Source organism: Aeromonas salmonicida subsp. salmonicida, assembly GCF_001643305.1.
GTDB lineage: Bacteria > Pseudomonadota > Gammaproteobacteria > Enterobacterales > Aeromonadaceae > Aeromonas > Aeromonas salmonicida.
Map to the genome: position 1 here is coordinate 1 of NZ_LSGW01000070.1, position 16461 is coordinate 16461.

Annotated in this window: 15 protein-coding genes and 1 pseudogene; 6 read left to right on the forward strand and 10 right to left on the reverse strand. The window is 57.2% G+C overall.

The window, feature by feature from the left end:
* The 5 genes and pseudogenes from AXW79_RS12200 to nagB form a co-directional block, all read right to left on the reverse strand.
* On the reverse strand, positions 1-209 hold a 209-nt coding region (locus AXW79_RS12200; protein WP_063977647.1), incomplete at its 3' end, for a transposase.
* A 63-nt stretch (positions 210-272) separates the two neighbouring features.
* Positions 273-524, reverse strand: a pseudogene (locus AXW79_RS12205) (IS3 family transposase); the annotation flags it as partial.
* A 432-nt stretch (positions 525-956) separates the two neighbouring features.
* The gene (gene nagC / locus AXW79_RS12210) at positions 957-2171 is read right to left on the reverse strand and encodes a DNA-binding transcriptional regulator NagC (protein WP_005309674.1); all 1215 of its coding nucleotides are present in this window, start codon (positions 2169-2171) and stop codon (positions 957-959) included.
* Positions 2172-2175: 4 nt separating this feature from the next.
* Positions 2176-3321, reverse strand: coding sequence for an N-acetylglucosamine-6-phosphate deacetylase (gene nagA, locus AXW79_RS12215; RefSeq protein ID WP_005309677.1), 1146 nt, complete (start codon positions 3319-3321; stop codon positions 2176-2178).
* A gap of 9 nt (positions 3322-3330) precedes the next feature.
* The gene (nagB, locus tag AXW79_RS12220) at positions 3331-4131 is read right to left on the reverse strand and encodes a glucosamine-6-phosphate deaminase (protein ID WP_005309680.1); all 801 of its coding nucleotides are present in this window, start codon (positions 4129-4131) and stop codon (positions 3331-3333) included.
* Positions 4132-4404: 273 nt separating this feature from the next.
* Here nagB and nagE point away from each other — a divergent pair, with 273 nt between their 5' ends.
* From nagE to glnS, 3 genes are all read left to right on the forward strand, one after another.
* On the forward strand, positions 4405-5883 hold the full coding sequence (nagE, locus tag AXW79_RS12225; RefSeq protein WP_005309682.1) for an N-acetylglucosamine-specific PTS transporter subunit IIBC: 1479 nt from the start codon (positions 4405-4407) through the stop codon (positions 5881-5883).
* Positions 5884-6004: 121 nt separating this feature from the next.
* Positions 6005-8635: a beta-N-acetylhexosaminidase gene (locus tag AXW79_RS12230; protein WP_005309685.1), complete on the forward strand. Its 2631-nt coding sequence runs from the start codon at positions 6005-6007 to the stop codon at positions 8633-8635.
* 347 nt (positions 8636-8982) lie between these two features.
* Positions 8983-10644, forward strand: a complete 1662-nt coding sequence (glnS, locus tag AXW79_RS12240) for a glutamine--tRNA ligase (RefSeq protein WP_005309688.1) — start codon at positions 8983-8985, stop codon at positions 10642-10644.
* 102 nt (positions 10645-10746) lie between these two features.
* On the opposite strand, the gene fur is transcribed toward glnS, so the two are convergent.
* A complete protein-coding gene (gene fur / locus AXW79_RS12245) occupies positions 10747-11175 on the reverse strand; it encodes a ferric iron uptake transcriptional regulator (protein WP_005309693.1) in 429 nt (142 codons plus the stop codon).
* A gap of 244 nt (positions 11176-11419) precedes the next feature.
* Between fur and AXW79_RS12250 the strand changes: the two genes are divergently transcribed.
* A complete protein-coding gene (locus AXW79_RS12250) occupies positions 11420-11893 on the forward strand; it encodes a DUF4442 domain-containing protein (protein WP_005309695.1) in 474 nt (157 codons plus the stop codon).
* Positions 11894-11964: 71 nt separating this feature from the next.
* On the opposite strand, the gene fldA is transcribed toward AXW79_RS12250, so the two are convergent.
* From fldA to AXW79_RS12270, 4 genes are read right to left on the reverse strand one after another with little or no spacing between them, the layout of a single operon-like run.
* A complete protein-coding gene (gene fldA, locus AXW79_RS12255; RefSeq protein WP_005309697.1) occupies positions 11965-12489 on the reverse strand; it encodes a flavodoxin FldA in 525 nt (174 codons plus the stop codon).
* 39 nt (positions 12490-12528) lie between these two features.
* The gene (ybfE, locus tag AXW79_RS12260; RefSeq protein WP_005309699.1) at positions 12529-12825 is read right to left on the reverse strand and encodes a LexA regulated protein; all 297 of its coding nucleotides are present in this window, start codon (positions 12823-12825) and stop codon (positions 12529-12531) included.
* Positions 12826-12845: 20 nt separating this feature from the next.
* On the reverse strand, positions 12846-13067 hold the full coding sequence (locus AXW79_RS12265; protein WP_005309702.1) for a DUF2788 domain-containing protein: 222 nt from the start codon (positions 13065-13067) through the stop codon (positions 12846-12848).
* 55 nt (positions 13068-13122) lie between these two features.
* On the reverse strand, positions 13123-13887 hold the full coding sequence (locus tag AXW79_RS12270; RefSeq protein ID WP_005309705.1) for an alpha/beta fold hydrolase: 765 nt from the start codon (positions 13885-13887) through the stop codon (positions 13123-13125).
* A gap of 288 nt (positions 13888-14175) precedes the next feature.
* On the opposite strand from AXW79_RS12270, the gene seqA reads away from it, so the two are divergent.
* Both seqA and pgm read left to right on the forward strand, forming a co-directional pair.
* Positions 14176-14685 (forward strand): replication initiation negative regulator SeqA, encoded by a 510-nt coding sequence (gene seqA, locus AXW79_RS12275; RefSeq protein WP_005309710.1) that lies wholly within the window; start codon positions 14176-14178, stop codon positions 14683-14685.
* A gap of 57 nt (positions 14686-14742) precedes the next feature.
* The gene (gene pgm, locus AXW79_RS12280; protein ID WP_005309713.1) at positions 14743-16407 is read left to right on the forward strand and encodes a phosphoglucomutase (alpha-D-glucose-1,6-bisphosphate-dependent); all 1665 of its coding nucleotides are present in this window, start codon (positions 14743-14745) and stop codon (positions 16405-16407) included.
* The last annotated feature ends 54 nt before the right edge of the window (positions 16408-16461 follow it).

A 16461-nucleotide genomic window follows, 5' to 3' on the forward strand; every position in this document is an offset into this window, starting at 1 on the left:
AGTTCGGCTTTCAGACGGCGTATCTCGGCTTGCAAGGCAGACTCTTCGTGCTGCTGGTCAGCGGGCTGACCGTACTGCTTGAGCCAGGCATACAGACTGTGGCTGGATACCCCGAGGGCTCGTGCAACATCAGCCACAGGCCGCCCGCGCTCGGTGACTTGTTTAACCGCTTCTATCTTGAATGTTTCTGGGTAATGCTGGCGGGTCATAACACCTCCAATAGTTGCCTCATTTTAAGGCTGCGAGGTGTCTAGGGAACTGGGGGCGATTCAGTCCTTTTCACGTTCTAGTCGGTTGATACGGGCTTCCAGAGCCTGGATTTTCTGCTGTTCCGGGGTCAGCGCCTTGCTGATTGGGGTGGTACCGCTGAGTTCGGATTGAAACTGCTGAACCCCGCGGCGAAGTATGGTTTCACCGACATCCAGTGAACGGCTGGTTTCAGGGACAGAATATCCCTTGTCGAGCACCAAGGATGCGGCTTCGAGTTTGAATTCGGCAGTAAATGAGCGACGTAATCTTGTCATTGAGCACCTTAGGTCTGGGTGGCGACTGTACCGCCTAAAATGGTGTCGGGGATGATTAGACCACTATATTGAGCTCTTTGGCGGGCTCTAGCAGGCTGAGTTTGCGACGTGCTACTTTCTCATTGGTGGTTATACGGTGACTCCAGATAACATGGTAGGGGTAACGTTGTGTTATCCGGTTTGAAGCCGTATGACCACTCTCTTTTGTGGTCAACTGTCGGGTGAATACCATCTCCATACACATGAATTGTTGTGGCTATAGCACGACAAGTGGCGTGAGAAAGAGGGGGTCATGAGTGAAGCTTCGACAATTAACGCAAGTAACGGATACATCTAACATTTAGATATAGAACCCCGATGGGATATATCGGGGCTCTAAGTTGTGAGTGTTTAGCTCAAGATATATGAGTCAATGTCGAGATTATACATCAATTATTTCTGCTCCATGATGATCTGCAGCAGGTCTCCCTCCAGCAGGGCCCGTTTCACCAGGGCGAAACCGCCTATGGTGGGCTGGTTCTGGAAGCGGGCCTTCACGATGGGCAGGCCACGGTGGAAGCTCGGCAGTGACTGGTGTTCGACACAGCGGCGAATGGCCGGGAAGAGGATCTCTTCGGCGGCAGTGATTTCGCCTGCGATCAGCACCTTCTGCGGGTTGAACAGGTTGACCGTGATGGCCACCGCCCGTCCCAAGTGCTCACCCACGTTCTCGATCACGCTGCGTGCCAGCTCATCCCCTGCCATGGCCGCCTTGCACACCTCTTGTATGGTGATGTGCTTCTCCTGCAGCGAGCTCAGGTGACCGCGACTGATCAGCTCTTTTACCTTGTCGACAATGGCCTCGTTGGAGGCGATGGTCTCGAGGCAGCCAAAGTTGCCGCAGTGGCAGCGCTTGCCCAGCGGTTCGACCTGGATGTGGCCGATCTCGCCAACGTTGCGGTTCTGACCGAGGAACACCTTGCCCTTGGTGATGATGCCGGAGCCGGCACCCTGGTGGACGCTCACCAGAATGGAGTCCATGCAGTCGCGGGACTCGCCGAAGAAGTGTTCGGCCAGTGCCAGTGAGCGGGTGTCGTTGCCCACGTAGCAGGGGAGGTTGAAGTGGTTTTCCAGCAGCTTGGCCAGGGCCAGATTGCGGATCTGGTACTTGGGGGTATAGATGACCATACCCGATTCCGGATTGACCAGACCCGGCATGGTCAGCGCTATGCTGATCAGGTTGCGGTTGCGCTCCTGCTGGGAGTCCATGAAGGCACCAATTTCCCGCAGCAGCATGTCGACCACAGGCTGTTGATCGATCTCGGTCACCTGGGTGACGTGTTGATCGAGCTCCTTGCCATCGAGATCGTACAGGCTCAGCTGCAGATAGCCGCGGCCGAGCTTGGCGGACACAAACTGAAAGCGATGCTTGATGGTGGTCAGGGAGATGGCACGCCGCCCGCCGGTAGAGGCTTGCGGTGAGGTCTCCTTGATCAGGCCATGCTCGATCAGTTGCCGGGTTATTTTGGTCACGCTGGCCGGGGCCAGCTGACTCAACTCGGCAATTTTGACCCGCGAGATGGGGCCTTGCAGGTCGATGAGCCGATATACGGCTGCACTGTTGACCTGCTTGATAAGATCTACGTTTGCTATTTGTCCGCCAGTCATAGTGTCACTGTGTTGTGTAGTGTCCGTTAACCACGGTCCCGCAGACCGTGAAGGTCTGATCAAAGACAGTCAGGTTGGCTATTTTTCCGACCTGGATACTACCGAGACGTGAGTCCCATCCAATGGCGCGAGCGGGATAAAGAGTGGCCATTCTCAGTGCTTCATCGAGCGGTAATCCGACCTGTTTGACCAGATTCTCCACCCCCTCAATCATGGTGAGGGCAGAGCCGCCGAGTGTACCATTCTCGTCGACGCACTGACCATCGCGGAAATAGACGGTTGCGCCACAAAAATCAAACTTCTCAAAGCCTTCCGGCGCACCGGCGGGGGCGGTCGCGTCGGTGACCAGCACCAGTCTCTCCCCCAGCATCTTGTGGGCCAGTCGTACGTTGGCCCAGTGCACATGGTGTCCATCGACGATGACGCCAGCATAGACATCCTTGCGATCATAGATGGCACCCACCACACCCGGCTCGCGGCCGTTCACGGTCGGGGTCATGGCGTTGTAGAGGTGGGTGGCAAAGCGGATGCCGTCATCAAAGCCGGCCATGGCCTGATCGTAGTTGGCGGCGGTATGGCCAGCGGAGACCAGTATGCCTGCCTCTACCAGCTGACGGATGTGCTCGGGCTTGTTGCGCTCCGGTGCCAGGGTGATCTTGGCGATGGCATCGCTGTTGGCACAGAAGAAGTCGATCATCTCGTCGGCGGGCTGACGGATCTGGGCGGCAGGGTGAATGCCCTTGCGCTTGAGGTTGGTGTAGGGACCTTCCAGATGCACGCCCAGCACTTCATTCGGGTGCGTGGCCATGTAGTCGCGGGTCACGGCGACGGCCCGCTTCATGTCCGAATCCGGGCTGGTGATCAGGGTCGGCAGGAAGCTGGTGGTACCGGATTTGAGGTTGGCGGCCTGCATGATCGCCAGTGTCTCTGTGGAGATGTCGGTGTTGAACATGACGCCGCCACAGCCGTTGAGCTGCACGTCGATAAAACCGGCGCAGAGGTTGGCGCCGTGCAGGTCATGTCGCTCTATACCGGCAGGCAGCTCGGCCTGACGCTGGATGGCGACAATCTTGTCGCCCTCGATCACGACCCCGTAACCGGTCAGCACACAGCTGCCGGTGTAGAGGGTGCAATTGGTCAATGCGTACATGGTGGCTCCTTACAGACGGCCGATGTTGGCGGCTTCGAGCTGCTGGAAGTAACGCACCGTCTTGACCTTGAGCTCCATGGTGGAGGGCTCGTCGCACACCATCATTCCCTTCGGATGCAGTTGCAGGGTGGAGATGGTCCACATGTGGTTGACGCTGCCTTCCACTGCTGCTTGCAGGGCCTGGGCCTTGCCGTGGCCAGTGACCAGGATCATGATCTCTTCGGCGTCCATCAGGGTGCCGACACCCACAGTCAGCGCCAGCTTGGGCACCTGCTCCATGTCACCGCCGAAGAAGCGGGAGTTGGCGATGCGGGTGTCCTCGGTCAGGGTCTTGACCCGGGTGCGGGAGGAGAGGGAGGAGGCCGGTTCGTTGAACGCTATGTGACCGTCATTGCCGACGCCGCCCATGAAGAGGTTGATCTTGCCATAGGACTTGATCTTGTCCTCATAGCGCTTGCACTCGGCCACCAGATCCTCGGCGTTGCCGTTGAGGATGTTGATGTTTTCCGGGCGAATGTCGATGTGACAGAAGAAGTTGTTGTGCATGAAGCTGTGGTAGCTCTCCGGGTGATCTTCCGGCAGGCCGACATATTCGTCCATGTTGAAGGTGGCCACGTGCTCGAAACTTACTTCACCGGCTTTATGCAGCTCGATCAGGCGCTTGTAAGTGTTGAGCGGGGTGCCGCCGGTGGGCAGGCCCAGTACGAAGGGGCGATCGGCAGTGGGTTTGAACCCATTGATACGGTCAACGATGTAACGGGCAGACCACAGACCCACTTGGCTGGCAGATTTCAACGGGATCAGGCGCATTGTAGATACCTCTGTACGGGTTGCTGCCGGGGTGTCGGCGGCAAATAGGCTAAGACGGATTCAAGTTGTTTTATAGCGTAAATAAAGATTGCGAACTAAGCCACATGTATCCGCTACCTTTATCTCGTTTGGGTGATAATGATCACGATTACAGGTTTATTAATTTGCGCAGCGAAATAAAAGCCCTAGACTGCCAATCAAGCCTTGATGGCTTATGCGTCAAACGTGATAAGCACTTAATTTCTAGAAAAACATTAACTAAGGAGAGGAACCGTGAACATTCTCGGTTATTTGCAAAAGATCGGCCGTGCCCTGATGGTGCCGGTAGCGGTATTGCCTGCCGCCGCGATCCTGATGGGGGTTGGCTACTGGATTGACCCTAACGGTTGGGGTGGTGACAGCGCGCTGGCTGCCTTCCTTATCAAGGCGGGTTCTGCACTTATTGATAACATGTCCACCTTGTTTGCTGTCGGTGTCGCCTACGGCATGTCCAAGGATAAAGACGGTTCTGCTGCGTTGGCTGGTTTGGTCGGTTTTTTGGTGATGACCACACTACTGAGTCCGGCTGTTGTCTCGATGATAAAAGGCATACCGTTAGATACAGTGCCAGCTGCGTTCGGTAAAATTAACAACCAGTTTGTTGGTATTCTGTGCGGCGTGATTGCCGCCGAGCTCTACAACCGCTTCAGCAGCGTCGAACTGCACAAGGCGCTGGCCTTCTTCTCTGGCCGCCGTTTGGTGCCGATCGTGACCTCAGTTGTTATGATAGGCGTGTCATTTGTGATGATGATCATTTGGCCTATCGTTTATGGTGGTCTAGTCCAGTTTGGTGAATCCATCGTCAATCTTGGCGCCACAGGTGCTGGTATCTACGCCTTCTTCAACCGTCTGCTGATCCCGATCGGTCTGCACCACGCCCTGAACTCAGTGTTCTGGTTCAACGTGGCCGGTATCAACGACATCCCGAACTTCCTGGGTGGTCAGGGTACCATTGATGCCGCACTGGCTGCTGGCAAGAGCCTGGATCAGGTGAAAGGCGTGGTCGGTATGTATCAGGCTGGTTTCTTTCCCATCATGATGTTCGGTCTGCCGGGCGCCGCGCTGGCCATCTACCACTCCGCCAAGAAAGAGAACAAGGACAAGGTTGCATCCATCATGATCGCCGCTGCCTTTGCCTCCTTCTTCACTGGTGTAACCGAGCCGCTCGAATTTTCTTTTATGTTCGTGGCGCCGCTACTTTATGTCATCCACTCCGTACTGACCGGTATTTCCGTGTTCATCGCTGCATCCATGCACTGGATGGCTGGTTTCGGTTTCAGTGCTGGCATGGTCGATTTGGTGCTCTCCAGCCGTAATCCGCTGGCGACCGATTGGTACATGCTCATACCTCAGGGGTTGGTCTTCTTCGGTCTTTACTACGTGGTGTTCCGCGCAGTGATTGCCAAGCTGAACCTGAAAACTCCGGGTCGTGAGGATGATGAAGATACAGCTCCGGCTCCCGCTCAATCTACCAACCGTACAGAGTTGGCCAAGCAATACCTGGAAGTGCTGGGTGGCCAAGACAACCTGGTCACCATCGATGCCTGCATCACCCGTCTGCGTCTGACCCTGAAAGACCGCAGCATAGTGGATGAGCGCAAGCTGAAAGCCCTGGGCGCAGCCGGTGTGGTCAAGCTCGGTGAACAGAACCTGCAGGTGATTCTGGGCCCCTTGGCCGAGATCATTGCCGGTGAGATGAAGGCCCTGCGTTAATCGGGCGCCAAGCTCGCCTCAAGTCTAAGTCCATTGTTGACATAACTAGGGCCCCGCCACGGGGCCCAATATAAAAAACGCCAAGAAAATCCAACCTTTACTTCAAATGAGAGCAGCAGTTATGAACTTGAAACATTCTCTGTTAGCCATTGCCATGTCTACTATTTTTGTCAGCCAGGTACAGGCAGCCGATGCCGCCAAGCAAGCCGTGGTCGACTCCCTCGCCAGCAACCTGGTGGTCAAGTATGAAGTCGTCACCAACGACGGTGCCGGTGCCGGCCTCGATTGCCAGGCGCTGGGTTCCGAGTGGGCGAGCTGTGGCGTGGCCAAGCTGCACCTGACCAATACCGGTGCTGACGTGACCTCCAAGGATTGGGGTATTTATGTCTCCTCCATCCGCCGTATCCAGCGCGTCGACAACGACCAGTTCACCATCACCCATCTGACCGGCGACCTCTATCGTTTGACGCCAACCGAGCAGTTTAAGGGTTTTGCCAAGGATGCCACGGTCGAAGTGCCGCTGGTGGTGGAATATTGGGTATTGTTCGAATCTGACATCATGCCTAGCTGGTATGTGGCTGCAGACGGCGCCGAGCCCAAGGTGATTGCCAGCATGAGCAACATCGACGACGCCAGCACCTACGAGAAGCCGATGCCGGTCGATGGCTGGAAGCGTACCAAGGATGACAACAACATCCTGATGAACAGCGAGACCCGTTTCGATGCAAACCTGACCAGCAGCCTGCTGCCGGCCAGCAAGATTGATGATCAGATACTGCCGACCCCGCTCAAGCAAGTGATCAAATCGGGTCCGCAAGTGGACTTCTCCACCATCAAGCTCAACGCGCTGGACTTGCCAAGCGATCGCGCCGAAGCCCTGAAGGCTCAACTGACCAAGCTGGGTGTTACCCTCTCCGACACCGGCTATCCAGTGACCGTCAAGCTCGGCAGCAAGCTCAAGCAGGCCGAAGGTTATGACATGACCATAGGCAAGCAGGGCACTGTGATCCAGGGGCACGACATCGAGGGTGCCTTCTGGGGCGCGCAATCCCTGCTCTCCCTGCTGGGGGTGAACGACAAGCTGGTGAGCCAGATGAGCGTCGAGGATGCGCCGCGTTTTGAATATCGTGGCATGCAGACCGACGTGGCCCGTCACTTCCGTAGCCTCGAAACCATGAAGAAGCTGGTTGACCAGATGTCAGCCATGAAGCTCAACAAGTTGCACCTGGGTTTGACCAACGATGAAGGCTGGCGTCTGGAGATCCCGGGTCTGCCGGAGCTGACGGATGTAGGCAGCCAGCGTTGCCACGATCTGTCTGAAACCAAGTGCCTGATGCCGCAGTTGGGTTCCGGCCCGACCAGCGACAACCAGGGTTCCGGTTTCTACAGCAAGTCCGACTACATCGATTTGGTGCGTTATGCCAAGGCCCGTGGTGTCACCGTCATCCCCGAGATCAACATGCCGGCGCACGCCCGTGCTGCCGTGGTCTCCATGGAAGCGCGTTACCAGCGTCTGATGAGCGAGGGCAAAGAGGCCGAAGCCAACCAGTTCCGTCTGACTGACCCGGCGGATACCTCCAACGTCACCTCGGTGCAGTTCTACGACAAGATGTCCTTCATCAACCCTTGCCAGCCGGGTGCTGCCACCTTCGTGAGCAAGGTGATGGATGAAGTGGCCCAGATGCACCAGGCCGCCGGTCAGCCGTTGACCGCCTGGCATTACGGTGGTGACGAGGCGAAGAACATCATGCAGGGCGGTGGCTATCAGGATCCGGCCGTTACCCAGAAAGCCGATCTGGTCGCCTGGAAGGGCAACGTCGATTCCAGCAAGCAGGACAAGCCGTTCGGCAAGTCTCCGGTCTGCCAGAAGATGATCGATGATGGCAAGATCAAGGACGTGGCCGAGCTGGCGAAAGACCGTGGCTTCTCCACCCTGCAGGCATGGGAAGATGGCCTCAAGTATGCCAATAGCGCCAAGGATTTCGCCACCGACAAGACAGTGGTCAACTTCTGGGAAACCCTCTACTGGGGTGGCTTCAACGAGGCGATGAAGTGGGCGCACAAGGGCTATGACGTTGTGCTCTCCAACCCGGATTACCTCTACTTCGACTTCCCGAACGAGGTGCACCCGGCCGAGCGTGGCTACTACTGGGCAACCCGTTTCAATGACACCCGCAAGGTGTTCGCCTTTGCCCCGGAAAACCTGCCGCAGAACGCCGAGACCTCGGTTGACCGCGACGGCAACGCTTTCGTGGCCAAGGGTGACCAGGATCCGGTCAAGTTCCGCGGTATCTCCGGTCAGCAGTGGAGTGAAACCGTGCGGACCGATGCCCAGTACGAGTACATGGTCTACCCGCGTATCTTCTCCGTGGCCGAGCGTGCCTGGCACAAAGGTGGCTTCGAGCTGAACTATGTGAAGGGCCGCGAGTTCTCCGGTGAGACCAAGCATGTCAACAAGGCCACCCTCAACAAAGAGTGGAACCAGTTCGCCAACCTGCTGGGTCAGCGCGTGCTGCCGAAGCTGGATCAGGCCGGTGTTAAATACCGCCTCTCAGTACCGGACGCCAAGGTCATCAACGGCAAGCTTGAAGCGAACGTGGATCTGCCGGGCCTGCCCATCCAGTACAGCCTGGACGGCACCACCTGGACTGCCTACGACGCCGCGGCCAAGCCGAGCGTGACCGGCAAGGTCTACCTGCGTACCACCAGTTTCGATGGCCAGCGTACCAGTCGCGTCACCGAGCTGAACTGATAGCAGCCAACCGCTAACACCAGGCGGGTCGCAAGACCCGCCTTTCCCAAGGCCGACACTGCATCGGGTTTGGGAAAGGTTGACTGTGCGTGTGAGCCTTTGTTGTGTGTGTGTATTGTCTGTTTTTGTTTTTCATCACCTTGAACCCCGCCCAGTGCGGGGTCTTTTTTATCCGCGAGCAGATGATGGCGGCTGGATCACTTCGTTTTGGCGTGCCAAGGGGCCGGATTGGCCAAATTCAGGTTGAGGCAAGGCGCGTAATGAGGGATCATAACCGGCTTGATGGCGGGGGGATGAGGGTGCCAGCCGGCACAACTTCCGCCAGTGACGCATTTTTGAGGTGAGCCATGAGTCAGGCGAACAGCCCAACTAACTTTATTCGTCAGATCATTGATGAAGATCTGGCCAGCGGTAAGCACAACCACGTGCATACCCGTTTTCCGCCCGAGCCGAACGGTTATCTCCATATCGGCCACGCCAAGTCAATCTGTCTGAACTTTGGCATCGCCCGTGACTACCAGGGCCAGTGCAACCTGCGTTTCGATGACACCAACCCGGTGAAAGAAGACATCGAGTACGTGGAGTCCATCAAGCAGGACGTGCAATGGCTCGGCTTCCAGTGGAGCGGTGAGATCTGCTACTCCTCCGACTATTTCGACAAGCTGCACGGCTACGCCATAGAGCTTATCGAAAAAGGTCTGGCCTATGTGGACGAGCTCTCTGCGGAGCAGATGCGCGAGTACCGTGGCACCCTGACCGAGGCCGGCAAGAACAGCCCGTTCCGCGATCGTCCAGTGGCCGAGAACCTGGCGCTGTTTGCCAAGATGAAGAACGGCGAGTTTGCCGAAGGCACCGCTTGCCTGCGCGCCAAGATCGACATGGCGTCCCCCTTCATGGTGATGCGCGATCCGGTTATCTATCGCATCAAGTTTGCCCACCATCACCAGACCGGTGACAAGTGGTGCATCTATCCCATGTATGACTTCACCCACTGCATCTCGGACGCGCTGGAAGGGATCACCCACTCCATCTGTACCCTGGAGTTCCAGGACAACCGTCGTCTGTATGACTGGGTGCTGGACAACATCACCATCGACTGCCACCCGCGTCAGTACGAGTTCTCCCGTCTGAACCTCGAATACACCGTCATGTCCAAGCGCAAGCTGAACCTGCTGGTGACCGAGAAGCACGTGGATGGCTGGGACGATCCGCGCATGCTGACCGTTTCCGGTCTGCGTCGTCGTGGCTACACCTCTGCCTCCATCCGCGAGTTCTGCAAACGCATTGGCGTGACCAAGCAGGACAACATAGTCGAGATGAGCATGCTGGAAGCCTGCATCCGCGACGATCTCAATGAGAACGCACCGCGCGCCATGGCCGTGCTGCATCCGGTGAAGGTGGTCATCGAGAACCTGGCGGCCGACGAGGTGTTGACCGCACCGGCGCACCCGAACAACGCCGAGATGGGTACCCGTGAACTGAACTTTACCCGCGAGATCTTCATCGACGAAGCAGACTTCAAAGAAGAAGCGAACAAGCAGTTCAAGCGACTGGTGCTGGGCAAGGAAGTGCGCCTGCGCAACGCCTATGTGATCAAGGCCGAGCGGGTCGAGAAGGATGCGGATGGCAACGTGACCTGCATCTACTGCTCCTACGATCCCGAGACCCTGGGCAAGGATCCGGCGGATGGTCGCAAGGTGAAGGGGGTGATCCACTGGGTCAGCGCCACTCACTCCCTGCCGGCCGAGATCCGTCTCTATGATCGTCTGTTCAAGATGCCGAACCCGGGGGCCGAGGATGACTTCGAAGGGGCACTCAATCCGGATTCGCTGGTGATCATCGAGGGTGCCCGCGTCGAGGCTTCCCTCAAGGACGCCAAGCCGGAGTTTGCTTACCAGTTCGAGCGCGAAGGCTACTTCTGCGCCGACAACAAGCTCTCCAGCGCCGAGCACCTGGTGTTCAACCGCACCGTGGCCCTGCGGGACGTCTGGGGCAAGGCCGAGGCCTGACAGGCAGAGGGCAGGGGAGACCCTGCCACTTCTTGCCCGGATTACGGACACAAAAAAAGCCAGCGCTATGCTGGCTTTTTTATTGACCGGTGCAAGACGCCATCAGTCGTCGTGCTTGCAGTCGCCGTTGGCGCAGTGGCCATACAGATAGAGGCTGTGATTGGTCAGGCGAATATTGTGATGCTTGGCGATATCGCGCTGGCGCTGCTCGATCACTTCGTCGGAAAACTCGATCACCTTGCCACAATCGAGGCAGACCAGGTGGTCGTGGTGTTCCTGGGTGGCCAGCTCGAATACCGACTTGCCACCTTCGAAGTGGTGACGGGTAACAATACCGGCATCATCAAACTGGTTGAGAACGCGATATACGGTAGCGAGACCAATCTCTTCACCCTGGTCGATCAGTCGTTTGTACAGATCTTCCGCACTGGTGTGCTGGCAATCCGGCTGTTGCAGGATTTCCAGAATTTTGACGCGGGGCAAGGTGATCTTGAGCCCGGCCTTTTTTAACGCTTGGTTGTTGTCTGCCATATTCTACTTATTCGCATTCTCGAAGGTGTGGTTATTCTGATTGACTGCCGCTGGAATGGCAACCACGAACTCGCTTGGCCTGTCATTATAGGTCGTAGCCAACCTAAAAATAAACCCAGTAATTCAAGGGCTTTAGCGCAAAGTCCGCCATCTGGCCGAATTGATCAAATCCTGTCGCCGGCTTGCTCAGCGGACGAATGTTGATAAGATGTAACCTTCTTTATTATCTGGTCGGATGAGATCCATGGATTGGCTTTTTGACAACGCGGCCTGGGTGCGGCGCGCCCTCAACGCCTGGCCTCCCTTCTGGGGCGCCGGCATCAAGATAGAAACCCTGAGTGATGACTTCCGTTTTTGCCGGGTGACGTTGAAGTCACGCTGGTGGAACAAGAACGCCAACCGGACCCAGTTTGGCGGCAGCATGTTTGCGATGACGGATCCTATCTATCCGTTGATGCTGATGGGGTACTTCAAGAACCGCTATTACGTCTGGGACAAGGCGGGCAGCATCAACTACATCAAGCCGGGCAAAGGCAAGCTGGTGGCCGAGTTCAACCTGACCGACGGCAAGCTGGCGTCCATAGTGGCGGCGACCGAGGGGGGCAACAAGCACTTCCCCGAGTTCGAGGTCACGGTGCAGGACAAGAGTGGCGAGCTGGTGGCACAGGTCAAACGCACCCTCTATGTGCGTGCCAAACCCGAGCACAGAGGTGGCTGAAAAGATCGGATCGCAAAAACAACAAGGGCCCCGCCGGGGCCCTTGTTGTCAGAGGTTGCTGGCTTGCCGGATCACTCCAGCTCGGCCAGGCACATCTCTTCATGCAGCTGCTTGGACCAGCCCTTGACGCGCTCGGCGGTCAGTTCCGGCTGGCGATCTTCGTCGATACCCAGACCCACGAAGTGCTTGTCATCCACCACAGCCTTGGAGGCTTCAAACTCGTAACCGGCGGTTGGCCAGTTGCCGATGATGATGGCGCCTTTGGCTTCGACGATGTCACGCAGTGTGCCCATGGCGTCGAGGAAGTACTCGGCATAGTCTTCCTGATCGCCGCATCCGAAGATGGCAACCAGCTTGTTGGTGAAGTCGATCTCTTCCAGCTCGGGGAAGAAGTCATCCCAATCGGCTTGGGCTTCGCCGTAATACCAAGTCGGGATACCGAACATCAGCAGATCGAAGCTGTCGATGTCGGCCTTGCTGCTCTTGGCAATGTCACGGACTTCAATCAGTTGTTTGCCCAGTTCTTTCTGGATCATCTTGGCGACAGCTTCGGTATTACCGGTATCGCTGCCGAAAAACAGACCTACACTAGCCATAGTGTTTAGTTACCCGTATCTGGTGTTAATGCTTAACGGTCAGATTGCGATGCCTGCTGCGAAAGCAGACTCAATCTGTTGCTTCAGGATAGATTGGATCAGCTCGGCTCGGCTGACGTTCTGTTGTAACGCAAGTTGGTTCAGGCGCTCCAGCAACTCGGCCTCCACCTTTAACTCGACCCGTTTCAAACCGTTCTCGCGATCGCGCTTAAGCTGGTTGCGCTTGTTGATCTTGAGTTGGGTCTCACGGGGGAGTGGATTGGTCTTTGGCCTGCCGGGGCGCTTCTCATTTGCGAACAGATCCAGTGTTGTTCGATCAGTTTGCTGTTTGGCCATACATCACAGATGAAAATAAGTTAGCCGATCCCTGAGCCTTCCCAGCCCAATTCGATCAGCCCCTTGGCGACAAAACCCGCGCAACCCAGACAGAGTACCAACCAGACGATGACTCGACCAAAACGGGGCACGTTGCCGCGTTTGAGTACGTCGTGAATGGCCAGGCCAATCAATATGAAAATGGCCAGCAAGAATAACTTCAGGCCCAGACTCTCAATCAGATCGATATGTTCACTTAGCATGGATTGCGCACACTCCTTATGACGGGCGCACTATATCACAAAGGATTTGAAACTGTTAACCGCCTGTCGACAGGAAATCCACAACCAATTTGTTGAACAAAACCGGCTTTTCGGCGTGCAGCCAGTGGCCTGTTCCGGCGATGACGCGCGCCTTTGCCGCTGGAAATTGTGCCATCACAGTGTCGGTATATTGGGGCTGCATATAGTCCGAATCGCCGCCCTTGATAAAGAGTGTCGGCCCTTCGAATCGATGCTGGTTGTCGGGCCAGCCCATGATGTTGGCGTAATTGCGCTCAAGGGCCGCTACGTTGAAACGCCAGCCCCAACCGGACTCTCCCTTGGCGAAGGATTTGAGCAGGAACTGGCGTACGCCGGCGATCTCGATGTGCTCGGCCAAAATGGCCTCTGCCTCGCTGCGGCTCTGCACCGGCTGGTTCAGGGTGGTGTTGAGTCCGGCGAACACATTCTGATGGCGGGAGTGGGGATAGGCGACAGGGGCTATATCGGCCACCACCAGCCGGGCGACCCTGGCGGGAGCCTGCTTGGCCAGTTGCATGGCGACCTTGCCGCCCATGGAGTGACCGACCAGAGATACCTGATCCAGGGCCAGGGCATCGAGCAGGGCGAGTACGTCGGCAGCCTGCTGGGGGTAGCTCATCTCGTCGCTGTGAAACGAGGCGCCGTGGTTGCGCAGATCCACGCTGATGACGCGATAGTGTTCGCTCAGGGCGCGTGCCAGCAGCCCCAGGTTGTCCAGGCTGCCGAACAGGCCGTGGATCAGCACAACGGCCGGGCCCTGGCCCTGTTCCTTGAAGTTCAATAACGAGTTTTGTTGCAAAATGACACCTTGTCGGTCGTGGGCTTTTTTGCCTGATTTTTAACACACTGAAAGAAAAGGATTTCATTCCTTGAGAGTCATTTTTTTGTGGTTTTTTTTCAAAAAAATGACGCCGGATGCGCTATCAGTGCGGAGGATCACACACTTGGCCCCGTATTATGCCGTATTCTCGATGAGATTCATGCACATCTGCCAGCCCTTGGCTTGGGCTGCCGGGTTTGCCTATGTATAATCGCCGCATCCGAATTTCGACGAGTCCAGCGCATCCCTATGAAAACCATCGAGCTTGATGACGATCTCTACTTCTATATCGCCAGCCAGACCCGGCACATTGGTGAGAGTGCCTCCGATATCCTGCGCCGTCTGCTGGAACAGCCCACGCACATAACAGTGCCGGTTGCCGAGCCTGTGGACCTCCCCCAGCCGAGCGTCGCCACCGATGCCATGGGGCTGCAGGCCCTGCTCGACTCTGGCGAGCTGCAAAAAGAAGAGAAGTCCATCAACCGCTTCATGCAGGTGCTCAGTACCCTCTATCGGGATAATCCGGTCGGGTTTACCCAGGCCACCGAAATCAAGGGGCGCAAGCGCGTCTATTTCTCGCGGGATCCCGAGGCACTGCGTGCCAGCGGCAGCACCACCAAGCCCAAGCCGGTGCCGGAGACCCCGTTCTGGGTGATCAGCAATACCAATACCAGTCGCAAGCAGAACATGGTGGCCCAGATGATGGCCAGCATGGGCTACGACGAGGCGCTGATCGCCCAGGTAAGCAGCGCGATTTAACGGTTCATCAAGTTCAGGCCTTGCCCGGCAAGGCCGCCATCAAGCAAGGATAACGCCATGGCTCAGCATTCCCACGCCGGTCAGCCGGCTCGTTTAAGTGACCTGACCAACATTCCCCGTCTGGTCAGCGCCTACTACCTCAACAAGCCTGACATGAGCCGCCCCGAGCAGCGGGTGGCCTTCGGCACCTCTGGCCACCGTGGCAGTGCCTTACACAATGCCTTTACCGAATCTCACATCCTGGCGGTAACCCAGGCGCTGGTGGAGTATCGCCAGCAAGCCGGCATCACGGGCCCGCTGTTTGTCGGCATGGATACTCATGCCCTGTCTGAATCCGCCTTTGCCAGTGCGGTGGAAGTGCTGGCGGCCAACGGCGTCGAGACTCGCATTCAGGCTGGTATGGGCTTCACGCCGACGCCGGTCATCTCTCACGCCATCCTGCGCCACAACTCTTGCAAGGAAGGGGCCAGCAAGCCAGTGGCCCTGGCGGACGGTGTGGTGATCACCCCGTCCCACAATCCGCCGGAAGATGGCGGCTTCAAGTACAACCCCCCCCACGGTGGCCCCGCCGAGGGTGAGATCACCAAGTGGGTGGAAGACAGGGCCAACGCCATTCTGGAAGCCGGTCTGGCCGGGGTGAAACGGATGCCGTTTAGCGATGCTCTCAAGAGCCCCTTCGTGGTTGAGCACGACTATGTCACCCCCTATGTGGACGACCTGAAAAACGTGCTGGATCTGGATGCCATCAGAGAGGCCGGTATCAAGATTGGTGTCGATCCGCTGGGCGGCTCAGGCGTCGCCTACTGGGACGTCATCGCCAAGACCTATGGTCTGAACATTGAGGTGGTCAACTATCGTGTCGACCCAACCTTCTCCTTCATGACCCTGGATAAAGACGGCAAGATCCGGATGGATTGCTCCAGCCCGTTTGCCATGGCGGGCCTGATTGCCCTCAAAGACAAGTTCGACATCGCCCTTGGCAACGACCCTGACTACGACCGTCACGGCATCGTCACCAAGTCCGGCCTGATGAACCCGAACCACTATCTGGCGGTGGCGATCCAGTATCTGTTTACCCATCGCACCGGCTGGCCCAAAGCGGCTGCCGTCGGCAAGACGCTGGTCTCCTCTTCGATGATCGACCGGGTTGCCGGCGAGATTGGCCGTACCCTGAAAGAGGTGCCGGTCGGCTTCAAGTGGTTCGTGGATGGCCTCTACAGCGGCGAGTTTGGTTTTGGTGGTGAGGAGAGCGCAGGCGCCTCCTTCCTGCGTAAAGACGGCACCGTCTGGACCACCGACAAGGATGGCTTCATTCTGGCGCTGCTGGCGGCCGAAATTCTGGCTGTCACCGGCAAGGATCCTCAGGCCCACTATGATGCACTGGAAGCCAAATTCGGCCGCTCCAGCTACCGCCGTATCGATGCCCCGGCCAACAGCGCGCAAAAAGCCGTGCTCTCCAAGCTGGATCCGGCACTGGTCGAAGCCTCTACCCTGGCCGGTGAGCCCATCATTGCCAAGCTGACCCGAGCGCCGGGCAACGATGCCGCCATCGGTGGCCTCAAGGTGGTGACCGAGAACGGCTGGTTCGCGGCGCGTCCCTCCGGTACCGAGTCCATCTACAAGATCTACATGGAGAGCTTCAAGGGCGAGGCACACCTGGATCTGATTCAGCAAGAAGCCCAGCAGATTGTCTCTGCTGCGCTGGCCAAGGCAGGCGTCTGACCCATGCCGTTGGCGGGCTGAATTGAAGATCGGATAGATAGCAAGAGGAGCCAC

What these genes read in the sequence shown, in the direction of transcription:
- nagC (WP_005309674.1), bottom strand. Translation starts at nt 2,171, where the DNA reads ATGACTGGCGGACAAATAGCAAACGTAGATCTTATCAAGCAGGTCAAC.
- nagA (WP_005309677.1), bottom strand. Translation starts at nt 3,321, where the DNA reads ATGTACGCATTGACCAATTGCACCCTCTACACCGGCAGCTGTGTGCTG.
- nagB (WP_005309680.1), bottom strand. Translation starts at nt 4,131, where the DNA reads ATGCGCCTGATCCCGTTGAAATCTGCCAGCCAAGTGGGTCTGTGGTCT.
- AXW79_RS12230 (WP_005309685.1), top strand. Translation starts at nt 6,005, where the DNA reads ATGAACTTGAAACATTCTCTGTTAGCCATTGCCATGTCTACTATTTTT.
- glnS (WP_005309688.1), top strand. Translation starts at nt 8,983, where the DNA reads ATGAGTCAGGCGAACAGCCCAACTAACTTTATTCGTCAGATCATTGAT.
- fur (WP_005309693.1), bottom strand. Translation starts at nt 11,175, where the DNA reads ATGGCAGACAACAACCAAGCGTTAAAAAAGGCCGGGCTCAAGATCACC.
- AXW79_RS12250 (WP_005309695.1), top strand. Translation starts at nt 11,420, where the DNA reads ATGGATTGGCTTTTTGACAACGCGGCCTGGGTGCGGCGCGCCCTCAAC.
- fldA (WP_005309697.1), bottom strand. Translation starts at nt 12,489, where the DNA reads ATGGCTAGTGTAGGTCTGTTTTTCGGCAGCGATACCGGTAATACCGAA.
- ybfE (WP_005309699.1), bottom strand. Translation starts at nt 12,825, where the DNA reads ATGGCCAAACAGCAAACTGATCGAACAACACTGGATCTGTTCGCAAAT.
- AXW79_RS12265 (WP_005309702.1), bottom strand. Translation starts at nt 13,067, where the DNA reads ATGCTAAGTGAACATATCGATCTGATTGAGAGTCTGGGCCTGAAGTTA.
- seqA (WP_005309710.1), top strand. Translation starts at nt 14,176, where the DNA reads ATGAAAACCATCGAGCTTGATGACGATCTCTACTTCTATATCGCCAGC.
- pgm (WP_005309713.1), top strand. Translation starts at nt 14,743, where the DNA reads ATGGCTCAGCATTCCCACGCCGGTCAGCCGGCTCGTTTAAGTGACCTG.